The sequence below is a fragment of the Lentimicrobiaceae bacterium genome (assembly GCA_028697555.1).
Taxonomy (GTDB): domain Bacteria; phylum Bacteroidota; class Bacteroidia; order Bacteroidales; family UBA4417; genus UBA4417.
The window spans coordinates 15075-39590 of the sequence record JAQVEX010000023.1; the positions used below are offsets into that span (position 1 = coordinate 15075).

Here is a 24516-nt window from a genome sequence, read left to right on the forward strand (position 1 = left end):
CAATTGATAATTACTCATTGTTAATTGCATATTGCCAAAGCCACCAATCACTCACCACTCACCACTGACCACCAATCACAAATACTCGTACCTAAGCTGATAATGCACAGGAGCAATATTGTGTCTGCCTTGTATGTGGACTTTCATTACGTCTATTCTGTTTTCTTCGTCGTAGTTGCGTTCTATTTGTCGAATTAGAATTCCGTTTTGATCTTTTTGAGTTTCCAAAACTATGAGCCCTTTGTCGTTGTACTCGGTTTCCTGATAAAACTCTCCTTCAACACCTTCTTCCTTTATAGCCACAACCCTGTCGTTGTTGTCAAAAGTATAAGTTATGCGTTCTTTGAGCAAATCTTCTTGGTTGTAGCGTTTGGTTTGCGAAATTCTGTTGTTGGAGTCGTAAACAATTACTCTTGTCCATTTTTCGCCGTATTGCTCGGTAATTTCTTCGATTGGCTGATTTTTTTCGTCGTATTCAATACTTTTGTTTGCCGACGGTTTGCCATCTTCGTCATATTCACAAATCCTTACCAACAATTCTCCTTCGTAAATATATTCCGTTCTGCCGGCTTCTTCTTCATCGTTGTACATAACACGCGTTTCGACCAATCTGTCGTTTTCATCGTATTTGTAGTAGGTTTTATCGAAAGAATCGTCGGCGTAATAAGCTGTTTCGCATTCAATTTTTCCTTTATCGTTGTATTCTATTTCGCGGTTACTTGTAACTTCGTCTTCTTCTATCAAAACCTCCTTTACTAACTGATTATTAGCATTATATGAATATTCAAAATTACTTTCAACCAAATTTTCGGGCGAGTAGGTAACTTCTTTCAAAATATTATCGTTGTCGTCCAACAACTGTTCTTGATAAAGATATTCTTTGTCTTTAATAGAAAAATCGTCTAAATTGAATGTGTTATTAGCTCTGTACGTGTTTATTTGCTTCATATTAAATATTAAGATGTTTATTTTTTTATAAATCTAAGAGTTTGAAGAATTGTTTCGTTGTCGAGAAAAACTGCTACATACAATCCTGCGTTAAGTTCTTTTATGCTTATTTCGCTGTTTATATTGCTTATTTCAACGGTTTTTACCTTTATTCCATTTGCATTATACAAGAGGCACTTTGTCGGTTTTTGACCTGTGTAAACGCCGTAAATTTTGAAACCATCGGTAACAGGGTTAGGATATATTTGAATATCGCTAACCAAATAATTTGCTTTATGTTTTCTGATAAACGAAGATTTTTGTTCGGAAATGTGAATACTTAAATTATCGACATCAGGATTTTGCGGCGTAACATATATTATATCCGAATAGGTTGTAGGATAATTAAGTATTTCGCATCTCAGGCGATAAGAGCCAAAAGGCAGATTGTTGAATTTAAAAGCACTATCGTTGCAATAGATATGCATAAAAATGTTTTGTCGGCTTGTATCCGTCAAGAAAATACTGATAGTTTGATTTTGTATTCCTGCGGCAAGACTAACATTTCCACTGATTTTGCCTTCGCCGTTTATCAAAACCAAATCGGGTTTTCGGTATATCAAATCTACGTCGTAAAAATCAGCATTAAGGTAGATAACATCTGAGTCCGTCCACGAAATCCTATTGAAAAAGTAAGCAGGAAAAACGTTGTGGGCTTCGTTGTCGGTTTTGGCATATAATAAATATTCTCCTTCAAACAGATTTTCAAATTTGAACTGTTTTTTCGAATAGTTGAAGATTTTGCTCCTAACCTTTTCGTATCTGTTGTTTTGCAGGCAGTATACGTCTAACGAAATAGTTTTATTGTAAATATTGTTGGCGTCGATTGTGCCGCTGATAGAGAATATCGGTCTGAGTGAAACTCTGACATCGGCTGATACTGTATCGCAAGCTGTTACAAGATAGCAATTCAAAATTGTGTATCCATTTGCTGCATCGGCGGTTCCGGGATTGTATGTTGCCTTTAATACATTTGGGTCGTCGAAATAGCCGTCACCAGAAGTTGTCCACGTTACCGATACATAATTGGAAGCATTTACCGATTGCATTACAAATGGAACATTGCTGGATGCGACTGTATCGGTAGGAATGTATATTTGTGCCGACGGATATAATGTTATTTTGAGTGTATCGGAATACTTTATACCATTAAGATAGGTCGATAAATAAAGGTTTACTCTTTGCCTTTGTATATCTTCGTCACTGTAGAAATATTTCGGGTTGAGTATATTGGGATTGTCGAACGTGCCTGAACCGTCGGTATCCCAAGTAATATAATCGTTGCCGAAATTAAATGCCGAAGTTAAATGAAAATATCCTAAGTCGGCACATAGTATTGTATCTTTTCCGGCATACGGAAGCGGTGTTGGGAACAGGTAATAACTCTCGTAGCCTTTAAGTTGGTCAATGTTGCCTATGGCGCAAGTATCAACACAAGTAATGGCTATAGTATCTTGCGGACTTATACCTGTTAGATAAAATGTTGAGTCACTTGTTAATATCAGACTTTTTTCAAAGTCAATCAAGTCGTTATTTCCCCAATACAATTTATAATGGCTAAAATCTTTTGCCTTACTCTTTGTAAATGAAATTTTCATTTTATTGTCAATCCACTGCATGCTTGAGCTTAGCGGCGGTAATATAGGTGCATTAGCAACTTCCGATGTATAAACCGGATTGTATTCAACTCTTCCTACGTCGGGATTATCTTGTTGGTCGTAGATTATAGAATCTATAGTTCTGTAATTGGTTGTATTCCAAAAATTGTATTTGGCGTAAAAGGTCTCATTACCGAAGTATAAAAACGAGCAGTGTTCGCCGTTATCGACAATATTGTTGTGCGTTATGGAATCGACCAAAATGTTTTCGTAAATGGTGAAAGATCCTATAGGTTGATTTTTGAAAAATGTATTATTTGACATACAATTTTTACTACCGAATGTAGATTTTGTTTCAGTTTCGGCTGAAACTGCAAGGTAGTTGTAGTAAAAACTTGTATTAGTAATTTTATTATTATTGCTATTACCAACCAAAATTAGTCCTACGTTGGAATAGCTTATAATATTGTTTGAAACTGTATTGCTATTAGCTGCGTGGACAGTAATACCGACAATATTTTTAACAAAGTAATTATCCTTAACTGTGCACGAATCGTGAAAAATACGCGTCGCTTGATGACAATTTAAAAATTTGTTGTTTGTCAACTTATGCGATGCTACTCCCGACATACCGTAGTTTCCTAAGCTAACTCCTTTATTGCATCCATTAAATATATTACTGTCGATGATTGTATTTTGCACAAAAGCGGGAAAGCTATTTATAAATATTCCAAAATCTTCGCAATTGTAAAACTTATTTTTCAGAATTTTATTATTCAGCGAATTGTTATCGCCAAAGATGAATAAGCCATAGGTACACTTACTTATTATTGAGTTGCTGACGGTATTATTGTTAGACCCGAAAAACTGTATTCCGTACTTGCAATTTTTAATGTCAACGCTGTCTATTAGTAAAGAATCGGCGTTTACCATATGTAAAGCAGTACTTGCGTGCCCAATGCTTACGTTTTTTATTTTAGCGTTATTATTGCCTGAACTAAAATCAAGGATTATTCCTTTCCAAAAAGAATTGCTAAGAGTGTCTTTAGAATTAAATATGATAGGCTTGCTTGCAGTTCCTTCGGCAATAAAATTACCGTTGCATAGGAATTGTATTTGATATTCAAATTGTATAACCACTCCGGGCTGAATTGTTAATGTTACTCCATTATTGACGGTAATATTTTCATTTGCCAAATACGGACTTTCGCTTAGTGTAAGTTCTTTATCCTGACTAATAATACCGCCTATCACAGTTTGAGCAATAGCAGTGCACGGATGCAGAAAAATCAACATCAGAAACACCCATATAATTTTTAATATATCGTTATATCTGTTCATAGATACTAGAACTTATAGCGAATTCCTAATTTGAAACTAAGCATATATTTTTGCCTGTAAAATTTTATGTCTTTGTAAGTTTCGGTAAAATTAAACAAGGTGTTTATTTCCTGATAAAGAATAACTTTGCTGTTCAATGCTTCTCTAAAGCCTACACCAGCCAATGCATACACTTGTAACTTGTTTAAGTTGTTTATGCTTATCCGATGGGGGACAAACTTTTCGTTTTGATAAAGCAAGTGGTAAGCATCGGTTTTTATAGGTATTCTGATGCCGGCACCAGCAATTATGTAGCTGTTCCACGTATCGCGGGTTATTATGTTGTAAGCTAAACTTGCCGACAAATTAACAAATCTGTACTTGTTGATTAAATTGTGGGTTTCTATCTTGCTATCTAAAGGAATCCATGTAGAATCGGTGATGTAAAACCATGTGGTATCATTTTGAGTTATAGAGTAATAAGTTTCTAAGGTATCAACATCATAAAACCCGCCAAATGAATTATCGAAGGTGTATTTATATTTCTCAAAAAGATTGACAACAGATGCTTGCAACGTAAGTTGCGATTTGTACGAATTGTATCCTGCACTTATACCAAACTCTGCGGCTAAAGTGCTACCTATTGATTTTTCATACTGCTCATTAATTTCGGGAGTTGAGTTAAATGTTTTAAAATCAAGTGGCTGAAATGATGTGTAAAAATCGCCGAAAAAGTATTTTTGATTTAGCATATTGATTCTACTATCAAAATAAACGGTATCGTTAATAATATTGCTGATTTTTATAGTATCGGTGCGTGATATAATCTGCTGTACGGTTTCGTACTTAGTTATCTTAACGCTATCGGATCGATAAATATAAACAGTATCGGGTTTGTAAGGAACATTTACTCTATGAATTTTATCGGGTAATATGGTTTTTTCAATTTTGCTATTGTCGGGAGTTTTTTCTTCACTTTCGGAATAAAAAACTAACTGATTACCGATTACTTTAAACTGAATAGATTTATCGGGAATAATTGCTCTGAGCACCATGCTTAAAGGCTGATTGATAAAATTAGCCGTAACGGTGTTAGCATCGTTGATAATATTAGGGTCGTAGGAAAATTTTATTTGGGTTTCTGTAGACAGTATGTGAAATACTTCGCTTATTTTGTGGTTTGAAAACTTAACGGTTACCTTCTTGTTAATATCGGGTCTTTGTGCGATAGAATTGTAACTAATCAGCACAAAAACAAGCACAAGGCAAGACACAACAATCCTATATTTTGCTTTACAAATCATAAAAACTTTTCAAGTAATTATTACTTTACCTGATAGCCTTTATCGTTTTTAACAAACTTAACGTTGTGTATCAATTCAATGGTTTGTAGCACTGTTTGTAGCGATTCGCAGTCGAAATTGGCAGTAATTTGATAATCGTTAATTTTGCTGTTTTCGACTTCAAACGAAGTGTTGTAGCATTTGGATATAGCTTCAAAAACTTCATCAAGTGTGGAAGCGTTGAATATAAGTTTTTGTGTTTTCCACGAGATGTCGTTATAATCGAACTTAGCCGACAAGTCGAATGTTTTATTAACCTTGTCGTAAATAAGTTTCTGACCTTTCGAAAGCATAATATTGTCGCCAACACCGGTTTCGTTATTTTTATCAACTACATAACAAAGAACTTTTCCCGAATGAACACTAACCTTTGTTTCATTTGGCGATGTGTCGTCAATATTGAATGATGTACCCATTACTTTAACTCTCAAATCGCCAACGCAAACGATAAATGATCTATTAGGTTCCGAAGCAATATCAAAAAAAGCTTCACCCCAAAGATACACTTCTCTTGATTTCTTGGAGAAAGTTTCGGGAAAATTTATTTCGGAATTATTATTTAAGGTTGCTGTAGAGCCGTCTGAGAGCGTGATTGGCTCAATTTGCGAAGTGTTTTGAGTATATGTAAGCAATTCGGGCTGTTTTTCTTTTTGTAAGAAAAATAGTCCCAAACCTATAATTAAGGTTGCTGCTATACCAACAGCGTAACGTATTATTGCCCTGCTGTAACGGGGTCTGAAAGTTATTTCAGGACTAATTGGAGTAGCAACTTCGGTTGAATCTTCAAAAATTTTGTTAGAGACGCTTTGCCATGCCTTGTTTGTATTAACAGCAGTATTAAAAATGGGAGTTTCTCCAATTTCCCAAACTTTATTAAGTTGAGAGTACAGTTCTTGGTACTCGGTGTTGTTTTCTATAAGCAAAGAAATATCGTTAGCCTCGCGGCTATCGCAGTTTCCACTGATATATTTTACTATATCGTTGTACACTTTTTTATTTATTTTTTTTCTTTGCATTATAAATAATAACCCCTTCTGATTATAAGACACTTAATTATGCTTTTACCCCTACACAAATTCAAAATTTTTTTAATTTTTATTCTAAAAAATCTTGCAAATATTCTTTCAGAAACTTGAAAGCCCTTGTCATTTGGGACTCTACAGTCTTCTGACTGATATTTAATTCTTTTGCTATTTCACTATTTTTCAGTCCCGAAAATCTGCTCAAAGTAAAAATTTCTCTTCGTCTGTCCGGCATAAGTGCCAAAGCTTCGTTATACTTCTCATTCAGCTCATTATCAACAATTGTTGCATTGATACCTGGACTTTCTTGAATTTCGTCGCCGGTAAATTCAATAATATTTCGTTCTACTTTAATATTTCTGTGTCTATTCAAGCACATATTAGCTACAGACCTTGAAAAGTAAGCGTTTAACGAAGTTTTTATTGTAATTTTTTCTTTGTTTTCCCACAGCTTACAAAAAAAGTCTTGAACAACTTCTTCCGATTCGGGTAAGTTTTTAACATAGCGTAAAGCTAACTGACAAAGCCGACCATAATAAAGATTAAATATTTGTTCAAATATTTCTTTATCGCCATTTTGCAATCCTTCAATATATTTTTTTTCTTGCTCTGTCAATTTTGTAAAGTATTTTAGGATACAAAACTAACTCTTTTTCAGTTTTAATATAAAGAGTAACTTAACATTAGATAAAATAAAAATAATATTATTTTGAAAAATTGCATGTATCATTCAGATTAACAACAAGATACAAGGATTTTAAAGAAGATATTAAAATAAATAAATGCAAATTTTATTGAAAAATAGTTGTTTATTAAAGAGAAATACTTACTTTTGCAATCCTTTTTGAAAAATAAAGAATAATAAACAACACAAATATAAATTATGTACGCGATTATTGAAGTAGCAGGTCAGCAATTTAAGGTAAAGCAAGACCAAAAGATATATGTGCATCGTTTGGCTGCCGAAGTTGGCGACAAATTGGATATAGAAAAAGTTTTGTTGGTTGATAACGAAGGTAGTATTACCGTTGGCACTCCCACTGTTGACGGAGCAAAGGTATCGGCTAATGTTTTAGCTCATGTACGTGCTGACAAAATTAAAGTATTTAAGAAAAAAAGAAGGAAAGGTTATCAAAAAGAAACCGGACATCGTCAGGATTTGACACAAATAAAAATTGAATCTATTGTTTTATAACCAAAAATATAAATAATTATGGCACACAAGAAAGGAGTTGGTAGCTCAAGCAACGGACGCGAATCGCACAGCAAACGCTTAGGAATAAAAATTTACGGCGGGCAGTTTGCAAAAGCCGGTAATATTATAGTACGTCAGCGTGGAACCAAACACAATGCCGGCGAAAATGTTGGTATTGGTAAAGACCATACACTTTTTGCATTGGTAGACGGATTGGTTAAATTTACAAAAGGTAAAAACGACAAGTCGTACGTTTCTATCGTAAGCGAATAGTAAACTACCATCTGAAAATTTAAAGAGTCTCTTGTCTTATTAGTTTAAGGCAGGAGATTTTTTTTGGTTGCTTCGCAACCGGTGAACGGTGATGGGTGATGAGTGAATGGTGTCCCGAAGTTTCGGGAGAGTCTGGAGTTATGAGTTCTGAGTTACGAGTAGCTTGCTGACTGAGCTGAGCAGACTTTGCTTAAGCTATGACGAGCAACGACAGAAAGTGAAGCGAAGCTGAATTAGCTATCATTTTGCTCAATTGCCGTGTCTTTAAAGGCACGGCAATTGAAGTACTCAATACTCAGAACTCGGAACTAAAAACACCAATCACCGACCACCAGCCACCGACCACTTAGTGGTCGATTCCTTTACGCGACAAAACTCCATCGTTATAATAATGTTTTACTTCGTTCATTTCGGTTATTAAGTCGGCGTACGGATAAAGTTCCTTTGGAGTGTACCTGCCGGTTAGTACAAGCTCAACGCTTGGCGGCTTGCTTGTCAATAAATAGCTTAGTTGCTGTTGGTCTATCAGTTTGTAATATAAGGCAATAAAAATTTCGTCTAAAATTACCATGTCGTATTTCTCGCTGCTAACTATATCCGTAACAGTTTTTAGACCATTTTGTGCTGCCAAAATATCTTCTTTTTCGGGAGTCTTGTTTATAAAACATTCGGTTCCGAATAAGTGAACCTCAATATTTTCAATACTATTAAGCAAATCGAATTCGGAGTATTTCATGCCTTTTACAAATTGTGCAAAATACACTTTCATTCCAGCTCCTGCAGCTCTTATTGCAAGTCCGATAGCGGCAGTGGTTTTGCCTTTGCCGTTACCTGTGTAGAAGTGGGTTTTTCCGATATCTGTTTTCATAATTAGTGAAGGGTGATGGGTGATGAGTGGTGGGTGCGAGTTGCGAGTTGCGGGTTGCGGGGCAGTTATCAATTAACAATTATCAATTAACAATGAGTAAATAATAATTTATAATTATATCCTGAAGTTTTGGGCTAATTGACATTGTCAAAACCACGCAACACGTACCACGTAACACGTACCACGGTTTACTCCCCAATAATTTCCAATAGTTTTTCCAATTTCGGTGTTAAAATAATTTCCGTTCTGCGGTTTTTAGCTTTATTTTCAGCTGAAGTGTTGGGCATAACCGGTAAATATTCACCTCTACCTGAAGCTACAACCCGGGTTGGGTTGATTTCGGCGCTACTTAGCAAAATCTTTACAATTGATGTTGCACGCATAACGCTTAAATCCCAATTGTCTTCAACCTGATTAGAGCTTTTGAGCGGAATATTGTCGGTGTGTCCTTCTATCAACACATTGATATTGGTATCTTTTTCCAAAACCATAGCTAAATTTTTAAGAGCGGAAACTCCTTGCTTGCTGACTTCCCATTTCCCGGAAGCAAACAATAGCTTTTCTTCCAATGAGACATACACCTTGCCCTTTTTGGTGTAAACCGAAAGTCCCTTATCCTGAAAGCCCATAAGAGCATCGGCTACGCTTTTTCTTAAAGCATTGGTTATTGAATCTTGAGCTCGTAGTGCGGCTTCAAGCTCGTCGATATCGCGACTTTTCTTTGCCAACTCTTTTTCCAAATTATTCAAACGGGTTTCACGCATGAGTAATTCGTCTTGTGTACGCCTTAGCTCACCCATAGCTTTTTCGTTATCGTAGTAGTTTAAGTTGTACTGAGCTCTGAGGTTTTCGTAATTCCTTTCCAACTCCTTAAACTCTGCATTTAAATTTCTATACTTTTGCAATAGGTCGGCAGTATCGGCTTTAAGTTTGGCATTGTCTTTAACCAATTTCTGATTGGTAGCACTCATTTCGTTGAAACCATCTCTCATTTCGGTAATTTTGTTGTTGAGCATAAGGGTTTCTTCGCCGCAGCGAGTAGCCAACTCGTTGTATTTTTCCATTGATACGCAACTTGTTGCCGATAATAGAACCGAGATTGCTGTAATCAATAGAAAAAGTTTATAATTTTTCGGATTTTTCATGTGTCTGCGTTTTTAGGTTAATGTTATTAAGAATTTATTTCCAAAAGAATAGGACAATGGTCTGAATGGACTACGGAGCTGAGTATAACGGCTCTTTTGAGCATAGCTTCCATTTCTTCGTTTACAATGTGATAATCGATGCGCCAACCTAAGTTTCGGCTACGAGCGTTGGCTCTGTAGCTCCACCAAGTATATTGATGGGGATTTGGGTTGAAATGCCTAAAAGTATCAACAAAGCCGTCGGACAGAAAATCAGTGAACCATTGTCGTTCTTCGGGCAAGAAACCGCTACTTTTGGCATTGCCGATTGGGTCGTGGATATCTATAGGTTTATGACAAATATTGTAATCGCCGGAAAGAACAAGATTAGGAATTTGTTTTCGCAACTTAGCCACATATTCTCTAAAATCGTCCAACCATTGGTATTTGAACTCTTGTCTAACATCACCCGTTGTACCCGAAGGGTGATAAACCGAAACAACCGAAAATTTACCGAAATCGGCTCTAATAAACCTGCCTTCGTCGTCATATTTCGGAATTTGCATTCCATATTCAACGTGCAATGGCTCAATTTTGCTAATGATTCCAACACCGCTATAGCCTTTCTTTTGCGCCGAAAACCAATAGCATTTGTATCCTAAGCTTTCAAAAAGTTGATCGTCTATTTGTTCCGGCTGAGCCTTTGTTTCCTGAAAGCATACTACGTCGGGATTGGCTGTTTTCAACCAATCGACTAAGCCTTTGTTTATGGCGGCACGTATTCCGTTTACATTGTACGATATTATTTGCATATTATTCTTGGTTTGAGTTTTTATTTTCCTGATGATTATCCAACAAATGCGTTTTGTTCAAAGGTCTGTCGGAACTACGCCACAAAAAGTTTTTAAAATATTTGTCTTCTTCCGTAAGCTTATCTTGTGGGTAAAGTTTAGCATCGGGCTTTTGGTAGTAATATATTTGGCTGACTTTGTCGTCGTTTATTACAACAGTCATAGTGTTGCTTTTCTTGACATTAATACCTATAAGTGTATTGTCGTTTTCTTTGACATAGTACAAACTTTCAGCATTGCCGGTGATAAAAATATGGCTAAGCTCTTTGTCTTTAAAATGTGCTACCATATTTTTCCCTTTAAGCTGATTGAAGCCGTACAAAGTATCTTGCGAGACAATAAAAGCCGAATTACACATTTTTATACTGTCAATCTGCTCATTTTTAAGAAAAATGTAGATTGTATCGGCTGTAATCTGGTTTTCGTCAGACCATAAAACAGGCTTTTGCATCAGACATATAAGAGAATCGGCGGTAGCGTAAACCATTGAGTCGCAAGCTCCTTGTACGTCTTTGCGATAGAACTTTGTGTTGTAGTAAGCAAACAGGTCTTTGGTGTCGTTGCTTAGCGTGTCAAAAGTAACGCGCAAGGTATCGGCACGCAAAAACAAAGTGTCGGAATTTTCCCATATTTCGGCATGTGGTTTTTTGGTGATATAAGCATATTGCTGTGATTTGAAATATTCGGCAAAATTGCCTCTTACTATTATGTTTTCAACCGTGTCGGTTAGAAAAATGTTGCCTTTTGCCTTGCCGTAATTCTGATTCTCAAAGTAGTATAAGCTGTCGCCTGTTAGTATGCGTGTGCCGTCAATCAGCTTAGCTCGTTTGCTGAATCTGGAATTATTATTTTCGCGGTCGTATTCGCCATCTTCGCAATAAATAAATACATCTTCGCCTACCATTTGCGTAGGACCTAAAAAGTAAGCTATACGAGTTTCGGTATTGTATTTAAGAGTATCGGTATTAACGGTATAATCGGGGTTGTACATTATTACGTCATTACTAAAATACGCTACCTTAGTATCGGTGTGGTAGTTTGCTATTTTGCTTTTAAGCGTGTTGTCTTCGTTTACAATTTTGCCGCCGTCAAAGTAACTTACAGTGTTTGTATTTCGGTTGTACACCATTTCGTTGGAATAAAGCGCAGAATTTGGGTCTTGCACCTTGACATCATCTTTTATGTTGGCAATTTTGGTGTTTCCGCTGTAGTTCAAAAATTTGCCATACAAATGTAGTGTATCACCCGATTTGATATGGACTCTGCCGAAACAATCTATGCTATTAGAGCTCTCGTACATTAGAGCGCTGTCACAGTACAAGTAAGCGCCATCGTGTTCAAAAACCGGATTGCCAATTATTTTCACTGCATCGGGGTTTCTTTCATCACCTAGCATTGCTCCCGACGATACTATTTGAATACGATACCTCTGCTGGCTAAACATAGATACTGTAAATAACAATGCAATTGCAGTAAGTGCGAAATATTTAAAACTGAATTTAAATTTTACCATAACAAATTAATCACTGTTTACACAACGAAATAGAGTACAAATTTAATAAAGTTTCGGAGTTTGATTGTTTTTTTTGAAAAAATGGTGGGTGGTGAATGGTGGTGGGTGGATAGTGGTGGGTGATGGGTGGTTAGTAACTAGTGTTGAAAGCCACCGAACACCGAACACTCATCACCAAACACTAACCCGAAGGGTAAAAAAAACAGAGCACCACAAAGCACTCTGTTTATCTATTGTTTAAACTAAAAACTATTAAATATGCGTTATTTAACTTTCTTGTTCTTCGTCTTCGTTTGAGTTTTTGTACAGTTTATATCCGCCGTATGCTCCGGCAAGGGTTAGCAATACTACAAGTCCACTGCCAATAGGGGCAGAGCCTTCATCTCCTACGGTCGGTCCAGAAGGAATAGGAGGTTCTGGTGGTAAGGGTGATTGAGCTAATGCATAAAATTGTACGCCCAATGTTAAAACTGCTATAAGCATTACGGTTTTTAGTGTCTTAATTGTTTTCATTTATGTACAGTTTTTTGATGTAATATTCATTTTGCTACTTGCAAAGATAATACTTAAATTCTATTTCTTAAAATTTTTGTTTTAAATTATTATTAATAAATAGTTTTTAGTATTAATTGCTCATAATATTTTCTATTTCTTCAGGTAAGATAGGTATGTCGCTCATAAGGTTTATAGGTTGATTATCTGTTATTAATATATCGTTTTCCAATCTTATTCCTATATTTTCGTCGGGGATATAAATTCCCGGTTCGCAGGTTATTACCATACCGGGCACAAAAGTTTGAAATTTAGATCCCGTGTCGTGTGTGTCTAAACCTAAGAAATGTCCGCTACCATGCATATAGTATTTGAAAAATGCCGGCGAATCCGGGTTTTGATTTTCAATATCGAAAGTAGATAGAAGCCCCAACTTAACAAGCTCGTTTTCAATGAGTTTGCATACTTGCTTATGCCATTTGTCTATGCAGCTTCCGGGCACTAGCATAGCAGTAGCTTGGTTTAAAACATCAAGTACCGATGTGTAAACTTGTTTTTGTCGTTCTGAAAATTTTCCATTTATGGGAATTGTTCTCGACATATCGGCGGCGTAGTTTCCGTAATCGGCTCCAACGTCCATAAGCAATAAATCGCCATCTTTGCACTCTTTGTTATTGTTGATATAGTGCAATACACAAGTATCTTTGCCCGAAGCAATTATCGGGTCGAAAGCGTGTCCGTTGGCACCTTGTCTGATAAACTCGTGTGTGTATTCTGCTTCAATTTCGTATTCCATAACACCTGGTTTTACCATTTTGAGAACACGCAAAAAAGCATCGCGAGTAATGCCACAGGCTATCTTCATTTGAGCTATTTCTTCGGGTTCTTTTACGGCTCGCATGGGACTTGTAATTGTCGTTAGCGGCAAATAATTATGCAAGGGATATTTGTTTTTTATTTCGAGAGCGAACCTATCGTCTTTGCAGGGAACATCGGTAAAAAACTTTATATAATCGTTTTGATATAAGTACACGTTTTCGGAAAAAACCATTAATTCGCGTAGCACCGAATCAAAACTATCGACAAATTTAACAGTTTTAACGCCTGATAATTGAGTAACATCCTGCGGTGATAATTTATAGCCTTGCCACACCAATGTGGTTGGGTCGGCGTTTATAATAAAAATTATTTCTCGCAAAGATGGGTTAGGATGATGCGGACAAATTGTGAGTATGGTTTTTTCCTGATCTATGCCTGTTAGATAAAACAATGTTGAGTGTTGTCGGAACAAAAAAGTTTGATCGCCGTTTTTGGGCATTTCATCGTTGGAATTAACAATTACCAAAGAGTTTATTTTTAATTGGTTCACAAGTTTTTCGCGGTTGCGAATGTACATTTGCGATGAAATGGGATTGTATCTGGTAGTTTTCATAATAAATTTATTTTGTTGTTCTTTTCTTATTCAATAAGCCTTGCGTTATAAGGATTAGAGTCGAAAGTGCGGCAATAAGCAATGATATACGCTGAATATAATCGCCGTACTTGGCATAAAAAGTTACTTTATTGTTTAGGTTAAGTGTAGCCACAGCCGAATCGGCTACCCAATAATCGGTTTTGTGCAATACTTCTCCTTTTTGGTTGATAAATCCTGAAATCCCCGTATTTGCCGAGCGTGCAACGCTTCTTCTGCATTCGATGGCTCTGATACGAGACATGCTAAAATGTTGTTTGTATCCGGGCGTATCTCCCCACCAGCCATCGTTGGTAATTACACAAAAGAGATTGGCTCCGTTTCTGACAAATTCGGTACAAAATTCGCCAAAAACCGATTCGTAACAAATAATGCTTGCAACTTTTATGTTATCGTTGATAATTAGTGGTTTTTGAACTTTATCGACTCCCAAGCTACCGACAATTCCTCCAAAATCGAGAAAATATTTTTCTAAAAACTTTAATTGCTTGGCAAAAGGCATAATTTCAACTCCGGGTGTGAGTTTCGACTTATGATGTAGCTGAAAGTTCAATTCTTTATCTATAAGTAAAGCCGTATTGTACGAATCGTAGTAAATATCGGCATTGGAGTATTTTCTGGCAGTTTTTGAAGGTTTTTCGTCGTCTGCATAATTCTTTTTGGTCGACATACCTGCAATTACGTACATTGGGCGCTCGCTTTGCTGTAAAAATTCTCTAATCATTTGTATTGAAGGTGCATGCGCCAGACTGTTTTCGTAAGTATATTCCTGTATTGCACTTTCGGGAAACGCAATAATATCGGTGCCGTCGCTGACGTATCTTTGTGCCAACGCCAACATGTTATTGGTAACAACGGTAGGTTTAATTTCGTATTGCTCGGTGTATGGATCTAAATTTGGCTGTACAACAATAACATTTACAGGATTTATTTCTTCTTCGTAAGTATGAAACCTGATTTGTGAAATTGTAAAGGGCACGAAAAAAACGATAGCGAGTGATATTGCATTAGCCCACAGCGACCTTTTTGATTTGGTTGCTTTAAATAAAAAGTATTTAAGAATAAAAAATATGAATATGTTTATTAGTAAAATCCACAGAGAACCACCTGAAACTCCGGTATATTCATACCATTGTATCCACGAAGGGTAATTGGCGAAAACATTACCCAAATTAAGCCAGGGCCAATTCAATTCCCATCGCAGACCCAAAAACTCAAAAGATAAAACAAAGGCTATAAACGATAAATATGCAGCTCCGCCCTGCACATTTTTTCTATGGTAAATGTGGAAAAGCCAAAATGCCAATGACATGAATAGTGTGTTGACAACTACGGCTGCAATTAAACCGACCCAAGCTGCATTTTTTATCCAAAATGTGGTAATAGTATTCCATATGGCAAAAGCAATGGCTGCGTACTTTACGACATCGAAAGAGTGGTTTTCGTCTTTTTTCAGAAAGTGGTTGTGTTCGATGATAAACAAAGGAACAAAAGCAAAAAATATAAGAAAAGGTAAGCCATTTTCGAGCCAGCTTAGGGAGAACAGGGCTCCGCTTAAAGTTGAGAGGAGGTATTTGTGTGTTCGGGTTAATTTATTCATATGTTTATTTCTATTTTGCTTATAGGGTGTTTTATTGGCTATTTTGGCTGTTGGCTTTTAGCCGTTGGCTATTGGCTATGTTCAGCTAATGGCTAATGGCTAACAGCTAACGGCTACTTCACAAATATTCACCTTATTCCTTTCATACTATTACTTTATCATATTTTTATAAATGTCAATATATCTATCAACGTTGTTTTGCCACGAAAAATTTTTGGAATACGATATTAAATTATTTTTAAATTCTTCAGACTTCACATTTTCGTCGTTTAGTTTTGTGGTTACTAGCTTTGCCATTTGTTCAGGGTCGAAGTTGCTGAAATAAAAGGCTTTGTCGGAGCCGATTTCGGGCAGACTTGTTTTATCGGAACAAAATACGGGCAAACCTGCATTCATGGCTTCTATAACAGGTAAGCCAAAACCTTCGGCAAGAGACGGAAAAACAAATGCTTCGGCATTTTGATAGTACCAGGTTTTTTCGGCATCGCTGACGATACCTACAAAGTGAATTCTGTCGGAAACGCCACACTCTTCAGCTGTTTTAATTAATTGGTTTTTGTAAGAAGTTTTACCTCCGCCTGCAATTATCAGATTGTAGTCCGGCAAATATGCCATCATTTTTATAATGCTTTCATGATTTTTTTTAGGCATTAGGACTCCTATATTGAACAAAAACTTTTTGTCGCCAATATTTGTGTCTGGCTTTTGGCTTTCAGCTTGGCAAGGCAGACCGTTATAAATTACTTGCAAATCTTTTCCTTCAAGATTTAAGTTTTTAGTTGCAATGTCTTTTACATAGTTGGAAATGAAACACACTGTACTAGCTCGGTTTACCTTTTTTTGCAAAGTTCGTAAGTTCTTGTCTATCTTTTTTTGGTCGTTGCTTTCTAAAAAGTTTAAATCGTGGATTGTAAGTATATATTTTGAATTTTTGCGTGGCAAAAACTTGCTGTCTTGGTGTATGGAATGCCAAATTCCGTCGTTTCTGTTGAATACAGAAAAAAATCGTCTGAACCAATTGGTTTTGATAGTCTTAACAATTGGACTACTATTCCAAACTTCTTTTTGTTTGGGTTTTATCAGAAAATATATTGAAAACTCTTGAATTTTGTCATACTGATTGATAAGCTCGTTGGCAAAGTTTAGCGATACCTGTCCGAGACCGCAGTTTAGGTCTTTTAACTTTGTCATGTCAATTATGAGCTTTTTCATATCATTTAACTATAAGCTATTGGCTGTTAGCTGTTGGCTATTTATAATAAGCCAAAGGCTAACGGCTAAAAGCTAATGGCTATTATTAATCAAAAATAAAGTGTTTGTCTCATGTTTAGTTTTTTATCTTTAACCTTATCATTCATCGGTAAATGGTGGTTTAATTTTAACGCCGTCGTACAGGACTTCAACATTATTTCTGTAAGTAACAATTAGAAAAACTGTTCCGTCTTCGTTGTAGTACGTGTAGTTTCCGTGTTTGCGACCGTTGTTGTAGTAGCCAACATCTTTGGGTTTGCCGTTGCTCCAGTACCAAACCACTTTTCCGTTAAGGTTGTTGTCGATGTACTCGCCTTTAAATTTTATAGTGCCATCGCTGTAGTAGGTAATCCACTCTCCGAATTTTGCTCCGCCTTTGTATTCGCCGGTTTCCTTAAAATTATCGCCTACAAAACTCCATTTTCCTTCTTCCAATCCCATTTCGTAATTTCCGCTAACAATAATTTCGCCTTTCTCGTTGTACTCAATATATTCGCCGTCTTGCAGTCCATCGAAATAGTTTTCTATACGTCTGATGCTACCGTCTTCGTAATACCATTTCCATAAACCGTTCAAGTTGCCTTTATTGGTGTAGGCTCCTTCCGACTCAACTTTTCCGTCGGGGTAAAAATATTTCCAATTACCGATAGGCTTGTCATTGCTGTAACTTCCATACGATTTTAAAGAGCCGTCTTCATAAAAATGTTGCCATTCGCCTTGCTTTTTACCTAAAACATCGACAATACCTTGCGAAGTTATTATTCCCTTTGAAAACACATACGATTGTGTAACTTCTCCCTGCTCATTATACTCGGTTCGCACACCTTCGGGAACATCGTTTTTGTACAAGCCGACTGTTTTTACAGTTCCGTCAGGATAATAATCGGTTTTTACTTTAATGTCGGCTACTTCTGGCGCTTCGGTTTGCTCAACATCGTTGATGTATTTTTTTACCGATAGTAAGTTACCTTCTTTGTCGTAAGACTTGAAATATCCGTTTTTTTTATCGTTTTTGTAATTGCCTTCTTCTTTCACGACCAAATTATCGTAAAAATATTTCCACTTGCCTTGTTTGTAGCCTTTGGAATCGCTGCGGTTGATACGTTCTCTATCTACAAGAATACCATTTTTGTATTTAAAGAAAGAAATTATATTTCCTGAAGTATCATACTCAACCGACGAACCTTGCTCCAATCCGTTTTGAAAATTAATTGATATTCTGATTTTGCCGTTTGCATGATAGAAATGCGTAAAGCCTTCTTTTACATCGTTGAAAAAATTTTCTTCAATTACTTCGCCTTGTCGGTAAGTAGTTTTTATACCGTTTTTTTTGTCGTTTTTATAATTTATAGATACTAACAATCGACCAGAATCGTCGTAAAATTTCCAAGTGCTGTCCAATAAAAAATTTTTTCTATTTCCTTCAGATTTAATTACGCCGTTTTGATAAAAATTTTTCCAATATCCGTCGGGCTGACCGTCTTTCATGTAACCCTGACTTGATATTATTTTGGATTCGGGATAATAAAAAGTAACAAACCCGTTGCTTAAGGTGTCGTTGATAGTATTTTGAGCCGATACCGAAAAAAGTATTGACAATAAAACAACGATAATTATTTGCTTCTTAAACATGGTTTGTTCTTTGTTGCAAAGTTATAAAATTATCTTAACAAGGAATTATTTTATTGTGAGGAATGTTGAATTTGTTAAGAAGCTATTAGCTGTTGGCTGTTGGCTTTTGGCTGAGTTTAGCTAATAGCCAAGGGCTAAAAGCCATCTACTTAGACAACTCTAACATCCTAATTATCGGTTTCCTTGCATTTTCAATAATATGGTCGGATAAAATTATTTCGGGGCTTTCGTTTAAAAGACATTCGTACACATTTTCGAGAGTATTTAATTTCATAAACTCGCAGTTGTTGGTGTTGTTTTCGTCTTTCGATGCTAAAATATATTTTTTATTCGGCGCTACTTGTTTCATTTTGTGCAAAATACCTGTCTCGGTCACTACAATAAAAGTTTCTGTATCCGATTTTGAAACATAATCAATCATTTTAGCGGTAGAGCCAATAAAGTTTGCCAAATTCAAAACTTCTTCTCTCGATTCTGGATGAGCAATAACTTGTGCATCAGGATGTTTTTCAATAAGTTTTTTCAAAATATCAGCACTTATTCTGTCGTGAACGTGGCAAGCTCCGTCCCATAATAACATATTGCGTCCGGTTACTTTATTTACGTAAGAACCCAAATTTTTGTCAGGTGCAAAAATTAAAGGTTGCTCTTTTGGAAAAGAATTTACTATATCTACTGCATTGCTTGATGTACACACAACATCGGTGTGAGTTTTCATTTCGGCGGTGCAATTTATATAAGAAACAACTTTATGATCCGGATGCTGTTTTTTAAACTCAACAAATTTTTTGGTAGGAGCACTCAAAGCCAATGAACAGCCTGTTTTTAAATCGGGTAAAATAACTTTTTTATTAGGCGATAAAGTTTTTGCTGTTTCAGCCATAAAATGAACACCGGCAAACAATATAATTTCGGCGTCGTTTTGAGCAGCAACTTGTGCTAATTGTAAACTATCGCCTGTAAAATCGGCTATATCTTGAATTTCGCCTATTTGATAATAATGAGCTAATATTATTGCGTTTTTTTCTTTTCTTAATTTATTAATTTTGCGAATCAGTTCTTTGCTATTCATAAATCGTATTTCTTATTTGTCTTTATATACTATATATATTATTTATTATAAATTATTTATATTTATTATTATGCTGTTGATACAGTTGATAACTTAATTTTAAAAACTTGCTTTTTATTAAAACATTTTTTTATTAATAATTTATTAACATGCAAAATTATATTAATTATTTGATTTCAATCTTTTTGTAATATTATTAACATTATGTTGATAGCAGAATTTTTGATAACTTTTTTTGCGGTAAGACCGTTTAAATGTTGATTAAATGTTATTAAACAGGCATTTTTTTGTTATTAAAATTTAATAAATAATTAGAATTATTAACAATTGTGTTTTTTCGATGATTTATGAAAAGTTATCAAAAAGTATCAACGATTTAATAAGTATTTATCAACATGAGTTTGTATAAAATTATTGAAAATCTAATCCCCTTACTATTAGTAATTTAAAAAAAAAAAATATTTTTGTAAAAAAATAAAAGCATTTGATTATTAAGAATTAGAGAGAAATACTAATTTAGTAACGTGAAATTAATATTAAGTAATTATTAAAATTTTATTAACAATGCTTGACAAAATCAAAAGGATTTGTATTGGTAGCGACCATGCCGGATTTGAAACCAAACAATATATAATCAATTACCTTGAATCAGAAGGTATTGCATACGACGATTTTGGTTGTTATTCTCCTGATAGTGTAGATTATCCCGATGTTGCTCACAAATTAGCTCACAAAGTATCGGTTGGAGAATACGAAAAAGGAATTTTGGTATGTGGAAGCGGCAACGGAGTTTGCATGACGGCGAATAAATACATTAACGTACGTGCAGCTCTTGTTTGGAGTAAAGAAATATGCGAATTGGCAAGATTGCACAACGATGCAAATATTTTGTGCATCCCCGGAAGATTCGTGAGCAACGACGAAGCAGTTGATTTTGTTAAAATATTTTTTTCTACTAATTTTGAAGGCGGAAGACACGAGAGAAGAGTTGAAAAAATTAAAAACGATTTTATAAAGTAAAGAAATGATTTATTCGAGTAGCGAACAGGTTTTTATAAATAATTGCAAGGAGGCAATTAACGATACTGCTTTGCAGGATAATATCAACTCTAATATTAAGGCACATTTGAAGAATGTACAAAAAACAGAATTTGCCTACAACGACCTTGAAAAAACCAAAGATAACGCTTCGTATGTAAAGAATAAATCTATAATCAACTTACCTCAATTGTTAGTTACCTTTGAAGCAAGATTTGAAGCCAACGGCGGAAAAGTTATTTGGGCACAAGATGCCAAAGAAGCCATTTCGGAAATAGCGAAAATAATTAGCCGAAACTCCGAAAGAAATTTAATTTACGATAACTCCTTAATATTAAACGAAATTTCTCTAACCGAAAATATGAAAAAAGAAGGCGTAACTTGTTATCCTTCTGATTTTTATAGTTACTACGCAGAATCGCAAAACGAAGTTTCGACACATTATGCTTATCCTTTTGTACATAAGTCTAGAAGCGATATTAAAAACTTTATAGAACAAAATTTTAATAAAAACGAAAGCTATAATTTTCCTTACGAAGTAAAAGACAAACTAATACAGCAAAGCAAAAAATCAGATGTTTACGTTAGTTCGGCTAATTTTATTGTTGCCGACTGCGGTTGCCTATGTGTATCCGAAAATGAAGGCTCAAACCTTGTTTCATCGGCGTTATCCAAAGTTCAAATTTACGTTGTTGGTATTGATAAAATTGTACCGCAAATTAAGGATTTGTATTTATTGCTGCCTTTATATTCGACTTACTCGTACGGAAAAAAATTAAATACCTACAATAATATAATTTTCGGACCTAAAAATACGCTTGAAAACAGAGAAGATGAAGAAGTATATGTTATTTTGTTAGACAACGGAAGAACAAAGGTTTTGGAGCAAAAAAATCAGCGTAGAGCTTTGGCTTGCATCAATTGCGGGAACTGCTTAAACAATTCGTCTGTTTACAAAAGCATAGGCGGCAAAGTTTACGGATCGACTTATGTAGGACCTATTGGAGCCGTTGTTACACCTTTGCTCAACGGATTTAAGGATTGGAAACATCTTTGTATGGTTGAGTCGGCAAATCCGATTATTTCAAAAAAATGTCCAATCAATATTAACATACACGAACTAATACTTTACAATAGGTACTACACTTACAAGCACGGAATGTTGACGCGTACCGAAAAGAAATTATATTTGCGTTATAAAAAAGATATACTAAGCCGCAGAAGAATTGACAGGCTAAGTTTGAAACGTAAAATAAAAATGTATAACAAAATTAAGGAAGATTTGCAATTGGAAAACAAACAGTTTCCTAATTTTGCAATGTCAACATTTAAACAAATATACACCACCGAACAAAACGATTAAAATATTGATAAACAACCAAATACACATCTAATAAAATTACAACATATGAAAAGAGACACTAAAATTTTTGATTTAATTAAGTTGGAAAAAGAAAGACAGATGCATGGGATAGAATTAATTGCATCTGAAAACTTTGTTAGCGAACAAGTTTTAGAAGCTATGGGTTCGGTACTTACCAACAAGTACGCCGAAGGCTATCCTAATCGCCGCTACTACGGAGGCTGTCAGATAGTTGACCAAACCGAACAATTAGCTATTGATAGAGCAAAAGAATTATTCGGCGCAGAATGGGCAAACGTTCAGCCACACTCCGGAGCTCAGGCTAACATGGCTGTATTGCTTACAGTTCTTAAACCCGGTGATAAATTTTTAGGCTTCGACCTTTCGCATGGCGGACACTTATCGCACGGTTCGGCTGTCAACTCTTCGGGCATATTATACAATCCGGTTTTCTACCAAGTTGATGAAGATACAGGACTTGTCAACTACGATAAAATGGAAGAAATAGCGTTAGCCGAAAAACCGAAACTGATAATAGCCGGAGCATCGGCTTACAGTCGCGATTGGGATTTTGAACGTATGCGTAAGATAGCCGATAAAGTTGGAGCTATTTTGATGGCTGATATTGCACACCCTGCAGGTCTTATCGCTCGCGGCTTGCTCAACGATCCGGTTCCACACTGTCACATCATCACAACAACAACACATAAAACCTTAAGAGGACCTCGTGGAGGTATGATTCTTATGGGTAAAGATTTTGACAATCCATGGGGAATAAAAACCAATAAAGGCGTTGTTAGAAAAATGTCGTCGTTGCTTGACAGTGCAGTGTTCCCAGGCGTTCAAGGCGGACCGCTAGAGCACGTTATTGCTGCTAAAGCTGTTGCTTTTGGCGAAGCTCTTTCCGACGAGTTTATGCAATACATTATTCAGGTTAAGAAAAATGCCGATATTATGGCTAAGGCTTTTGTTGAAAAAGGATATAAACTTATTTCTAACGGAACCGATAACCACTTAATGCTTATAGACTTAAGGACTAAATTCCCCGATATTACCGGAAGAACAGTTGAAACTGTACTTGAAAAAGCCGATATTACCGTTAATAAAAACATGGTTCCATTCGATTCGCGTTCGGCATTCGCTACTTCGGGTATTAGAGTGGGAACACCTGCTATAACTACAAGAGGCGTTAAGGAAAAAGATATTCCAACCATTGTTGATTTTATCGATACGGTTATTTCAAATCACGAAAACGAAGATGTTATTAAGAAAGTAAGAAAACAAGTTAACGAGCTTATGAGCGAGTTTCCGTTGTTTGCATACTAATAGATGACAATTAATCATTTTTTAAGGAGTTTGCAGTTTGTACAAAACGTTAAGCAAACTCCTTATTTTATAGCACTTTTATGATTACTATAATTAAAGAAATTAAGCAACTGCAGGAAACTCTCAGCAAAGTCAAAGAGCAAAACCAAAGCATAGGATTTGTCCCAACCATGGGAGCTTTGCATCGCGGACATATTCAACTTGTTGAGAAAGCAGTTGCCGACAACGATTGCGTTGTTGTTAGCATTTTTGTTAATCCTATACAATTCAACAATCCCGACGATTTAAAAAAATATCCGCGCAATTTAGATAAAGATGTTGAAATGTTGGAAGCTGCTGGTTGCAACTACGTATTTGCTCCTACCGTTGATGAAATGTACCCCGACGAAGAAACCAAAGTTTACGATTTCGGCAATTTGGATAAAGTAATGGAAGGCAAATTTCGTCCCGGACATTTCAACGGAGTAGGCGTTGTGGTCGATAAATTGTTTGATATTGTAAAGCCCGACAGAGCTTATTTCGGCAAAAAAGATTATCAGCAGTTGGCTATTGTAAAGCGTATGGTTGAAATAGAAAACCATGACATAGAAATTATTCCTTGCGAAACAGTCCGCGAAGAAGACGGTTTGGCAATGAGTTCCAGAAATTTACGACTTAACGAAATTCAACGCCGAGAAGCCACAACAATTTACAAATCATTAGTTTTTGCTCTTAATAACTACAAAAAATACAGTCCCGACGAATTGACTAAAAAAGTGTTCACTTTGATAGATGAAAATCCTGAAATTAGAGTTGAATACGTTGAAATAGTCGATTCCGTAGGACTTCAAAAAATAAACTCTTGGGACGATGCCAACCATGCTGTTATGTGTGTAGCGGCGTATTTAGGTGAAGTGAGGCTTATTGATAATATGGAGCTGTTTTAGGCAATTAGCCATTGGCTTTTGGCTCTTGGCTATTGTTAGGAGTTGTTTGGTGCGAGGTGCGGGTTGTCCCGAAGTTTCGGGATGTTGCGGGTTGCGTGTTTCGGGTTGCAGCACTTCGCTCACTGAGTGCCGAAGGTGTATCAAAATGTCGAAGTGCTGTGGTGGTTTTAAACCTAACAGGTTTCAAAAACCTGTTAGGTTTTTTACAAACGATATTAATCCCCATTTTCGGCATTTCGGGCTTCGGCTGC

At 35.9% G+C, this 24516-nt stretch carries 22 protein-coding genes; 6 read left to right on the forward strand and 16 right to left on the reverse strand.

What is annotated here, in order from left to right; all coding sequences use genetic code 11:
• Window positions 1-75 precede the first annotated feature (75 nt).
• The 5 genes from PHP31_05010 to PHP31_05030 form a co-directional block, all read right to left on the reverse strand.
• Window positions 76-948: a hypothetical protein gene (locus PHP31_05010; GenBank protein MDD3738634.1), complete on the reverse strand. Its 873-nt coding sequence runs from the start codon at window positions 946-948 to the stop codon at window positions 76-78.
• Window positions 949-965: 17 nt separating this feature from the next.
• Window positions 966-3926, reverse strand: coding sequence for a right-handed parallel beta-helix repeat-containing protein (locus tag PHP31_05015; protein ID MDD3738635.1), 2961 nt, complete (start codon window positions 3924-3926; stop codon window positions 966-968).
• Between the two features lie 5 nt (window positions 3927-3931).
• On the reverse strand, window positions 3932-5209 hold the full coding sequence (locus PHP31_05020) for a hypothetical protein (protein ID MDD3738636.1): 1278 nt from the start codon (window positions 5207-5209) through the stop codon (window positions 3932-3934).
• Window positions 5210-5229: 20 nt separating this feature from the next.
• Complete coding sequence (locus PHP31_05025) at window positions 5230-6264, reverse strand: FecR domain-containing protein (GenBank protein MDD3738637.1); 1035 nt, start codon at window positions 6262-6264, stop codon at window positions 5230-5232.
• 79 nt (window positions 6265-6343) lie between these two features.
• Window positions 6344-6886, reverse strand: a complete 543-nt coding sequence (locus PHP31_05030) for an RNA polymerase sigma-70 factor (GenBank protein MDD3738638.1) — start codon at window positions 6884-6886, stop codon at window positions 6344-6346.
• A gap of 267 nt (window positions 6887-7153) precedes the next feature.
• Between PHP31_05030 and rplU the strand changes: the two genes are divergently transcribed.
• Both rplU and rpmA read left to right on the forward strand, forming a co-directional pair.
• Window positions 7154-7465 carry a 50S ribosomal protein L21 gene (gene rplU / locus PHP31_05035; protein MDD3738639.1) on the forward strand — a complete coding sequence of 104 codons (312 nt, stop codon included), beginning with the start codon at window positions 7154-7156 and terminating at the stop codon, window positions 7463-7465.
• A gap of 18 nt (window positions 7466-7483) precedes the next feature.
• On the forward strand, window positions 7484-7738 hold the full coding sequence (gene rpmA, locus PHP31_05040; GenBank protein MDD3738640.1) for a 50S ribosomal protein L27: 255 nt from the start codon (window positions 7484-7486) through the stop codon (window positions 7736-7738).
• A gap of 346 nt (window positions 7739-8084) precedes the next feature.
• Here the strand turns inward: rpmA and PHP31_05045 are convergent, their stop codons facing one another.
• The 10 genes from PHP31_05045 to nadA all read right to left on the reverse strand — a co-directional run bounded on the left by PHP31_05045 (window position 8085) and on the right by nadA (window position 19612).
• Complete coding sequence (locus PHP31_05045) at window positions 8085-8606, reverse strand: cob(I)yrinic acid a,c-diamide adenosyltransferase (protein MDD3738641.1); 522 nt, start codon at window positions 8604-8606, stop codon at window positions 8085-8087.
• Window positions 8607-8794: 188 nt separating this feature from the next.
• A complete protein-coding gene (locus PHP31_05050; protein MDD3738642.1) occupies window positions 8795-9751 on the reverse strand; it encodes an OmpA family protein in 957 nt (318 codons plus the stop codon).
• 26 nt (window positions 9752-9777) lie between these two features.
• Complete coding sequence (locus PHP31_05055) at window positions 9778-10542, reverse strand: exodeoxyribonuclease III (protein ID MDD3738643.1); 765 nt, start codon at window positions 10540-10542, stop codon at window positions 9778-9780.
• Window position 10543: 1 nt separating this feature from the next.
• Window positions 10544-12094: an OstA-like protein gene (locus PHP31_05060; protein MDD3738644.1), complete on the reverse strand. Its 1551-nt coding sequence runs from the start codon at window positions 12092-12094 to the stop codon at window positions 10544-10546.
• A gap of 267 nt (window positions 12095-12361) precedes the next feature.
• Window positions 12362-12607: a hypothetical protein gene (locus PHP31_05065; GenBank protein ID MDD3738645.1), complete on the reverse strand. Its 246-nt coding sequence runs from the start codon at window positions 12605-12607 to the stop codon at window positions 12362-12364.
• A 112-nt stretch (window positions 12608-12719) separates the two neighbouring features.
• The gene (locus PHP31_05070; protein MDD3738646.1) at window positions 12720-14018 is read right to left on the reverse strand and encodes an aminopeptidase P family protein; all 1299 of its coding nucleotides are present in this window, start codon (window positions 14016-14018) and stop codon (window positions 12720-12722) included.
• A 7-nt stretch (window positions 14019-14025) separates the two neighbouring features.
• Window positions 14026-15657, reverse strand: coding sequence for an apolipoprotein N-acyltransferase (gene lnt / locus PHP31_05075; GenBank protein MDD3738647.1), 1632 nt, complete (start codon window positions 15655-15657; stop codon window positions 14026-14028).
• A gap of 150 nt (window positions 15658-15807) precedes the next feature.
• Window positions 15808-16869 carry a glycosyltransferase family 1 protein gene (locus PHP31_05080; GenBank protein MDD3738648.1) on the reverse strand — a complete coding sequence of 354 codons (1062 nt, stop codon included), beginning with the start codon at window positions 16867-16869 and terminating at the stop codon, window positions 15808-15810.
• 138 nt (window positions 16870-17007) lie between these two features.
• On the reverse strand, window positions 17008-18540 hold the full coding sequence (locus PHP31_05085; GenBank protein ID MDD3738649.1) for a toxin-antitoxin system YwqK family antitoxin: 1533 nt from the start codon (window positions 18538-18540) through the stop codon (window positions 17008-17010).
• 145 nt (window positions 18541-18685) lie between these two features.
• Complete coding sequence (gene nadA, locus PHP31_05090; GenBank protein ID MDD3738650.1) at window positions 18686-19612, reverse strand: quinolinate synthase NadA; 927 nt, start codon at window positions 19610-19612, stop codon at window positions 18686-18688.
• 576 nt (window positions 19613-20188) lie between these two features.
• Between nadA and rpiB the strand changes: the two genes are divergently transcribed.
• From rpiB to panC, 4 genes are all read left to right on the forward strand, one after another.
• Window positions 20189-20632 carry a ribose 5-phosphate isomerase B gene (rpiB, locus tag PHP31_05095; protein MDD3738651.1) on the forward strand — a complete coding sequence of 148 codons (444 nt, stop codon included), beginning with the start codon at window positions 20189-20191 and terminating at the stop codon, window positions 20630-20632.
• A gap of 4 nt (window positions 20633-20636) precedes the next feature.
• Window positions 20637-22013: an LUD domain-containing protein gene (locus PHP31_05100; GenBank protein ID MDD3738652.1), complete on the forward strand. Its 1377-nt coding sequence runs from the start codon at window positions 20637-20639 to the stop codon at window positions 22011-22013.
• Window positions 22014-22058: 45 nt separating this feature from the next.
• On the forward strand, window positions 22059-23339 hold the full coding sequence (locus PHP31_05105) for a serine hydroxymethyltransferase (protein MDD3738653.1): 1281 nt from the start codon (window positions 22059-22061) through the stop codon (window positions 23337-23339).
• An 83-nt stretch (window positions 23340-23422) separates the two neighbouring features.
• On the forward strand, window positions 23423-24265 hold the full coding sequence (panC, locus tag PHP31_05110; protein ID MDD3738654.1) for a pantoate--beta-alanine ligase: 843 nt from the start codon (window positions 23423-23425) through the stop codon (window positions 24263-24265).
• Between the two features lie 4 nt (window positions 24266-24269).
• Here the strand turns inward: panC and PHP31_05115 are convergent.
• Window positions 24270-24516, reverse strand: a 247-nt coding sequence (locus PHP31_05115) for a hypothetical protein (GenBank protein MDD3738655.1), incomplete at its 5' end; no start/stop codon positions are given.

What these genes read in the sequence shown, in the direction of transcription:
- PHP31_05010 (MDD3738634.1), bottom strand. Translation starts at nt 948, where the DNA reads ATGAAGCAAATAAACACGTACAGAGCTAATAACACATTCAATTTAGAC.
- PHP31_05015 (MDD3738635.1), bottom strand. Translation starts at nt 3,926, where the DNA reads ATGAACAGATATAACGATATATTAAAAATTATATGGGTGTTTCTGATG.
- PHP31_05020 (MDD3738636.1), bottom strand. Translation starts at nt 5,209, where the DNA reads ATGATTTGTAAAGCAAAATATAGGATTGTTGTGTCTTGCCTTGTGCTT.
- PHP31_05025 (MDD3738637.1), bottom strand. Translation starts at nt 6,264, where the DNA reads ATGCAAAGAAAAAAAATAAATAAAAAAGTGTACAACGATATAGTAAAA.
- rplU (MDD3738639.1), top strand. Translation starts at nt 7,154, where the DNA reads ATGTACGCGATTATTGAAGTAGCAGGTCAGCAATTTAAGGTAAAGCAA.
- rpmA (MDD3738640.1), top strand. Translation starts at nt 7,484, where the DNA reads ATGGCACACAAGAAAGGAGTTGGTAGCTCAAGCAACGGACGCGAATCG.
- PHP31_05045 (MDD3738641.1), bottom strand. Translation starts at nt 8,606, where the DNA reads ATGAAAACAGATATCGGAAAAACCCACTTCTACACAGGTAACGGCAAA.
- PHP31_05050 (MDD3738642.1), bottom strand. Translation starts at nt 9,751, where the DNA reads ATGAAAAATCCGAAAAATTATAAACTTTTTCTATTGATTACAGCAATC.
- PHP31_05055 (MDD3738643.1), bottom strand. Translation starts at nt 10,542, where the DNA reads ATGCAAATAATATCGTACAATGTAAACGGAATACGTGCCGCCATAAAC.
- PHP31_05060 (MDD3738644.1), bottom strand. Translation starts at nt 12,094, where the DNA reads ATGGTAAAATTTAAATTCAGTTTTAAATATTTCGCACTTACTGCAATT.
- PHP31_05065 (MDD3738645.1), bottom strand. Translation starts at nt 12,607, where the DNA reads ATGAAAACAATTAAGACACTAAAAACCGTAATGCTTATAGCAGTTTTA.
- PHP31_05070 (MDD3738646.1), bottom strand. Translation starts at nt 14,018, where the DNA reads ATGAAAACTACCAGATACAATCCCATTTCATCGCAAATGTACATTCGC.
- lnt (MDD3738647.1), bottom strand. Translation starts at nt 15,657, where the DNA reads ATGAATAAATTAACCCGAACACACAAATACCTCCTCTCAACTTTAAGC.
- PHP31_05080 (MDD3738648.1), bottom strand. Translation starts at nt 16,869, where the DNA reads ATGAAAAAGCTCATAATTGACATGACAAAGTTAAAAGACCTAAACTGC.
- PHP31_05085 (MDD3738649.1), bottom strand. Translation starts at nt 18,540, where the DNA reads ATGTTTAAGAAGCAAATAATTATCGTTGTTTTATTGTCAATACTTTTT.
- nadA (MDD3738650.1), bottom strand. Translation starts at nt 19,612, where the DNA reads ATGAATAGCAAAGAACTGATTCGCAAAATTAATAAATTAAGAAAAGAA.
- PHP31_05100 (MDD3738652.1), top strand. Translation starts at nt 20,637, where the DNA reads ATGATTTATTCGAGTAGCGAACAGGTTTTTATAAATAATTGCAAGGAG.
- PHP31_05105 (MDD3738653.1), top strand. Translation starts at nt 22,059, where the DNA reads ATGAAAAGAGACACTAAAATTTTTGATTTAATTAAGTTGGAAAAAGAA.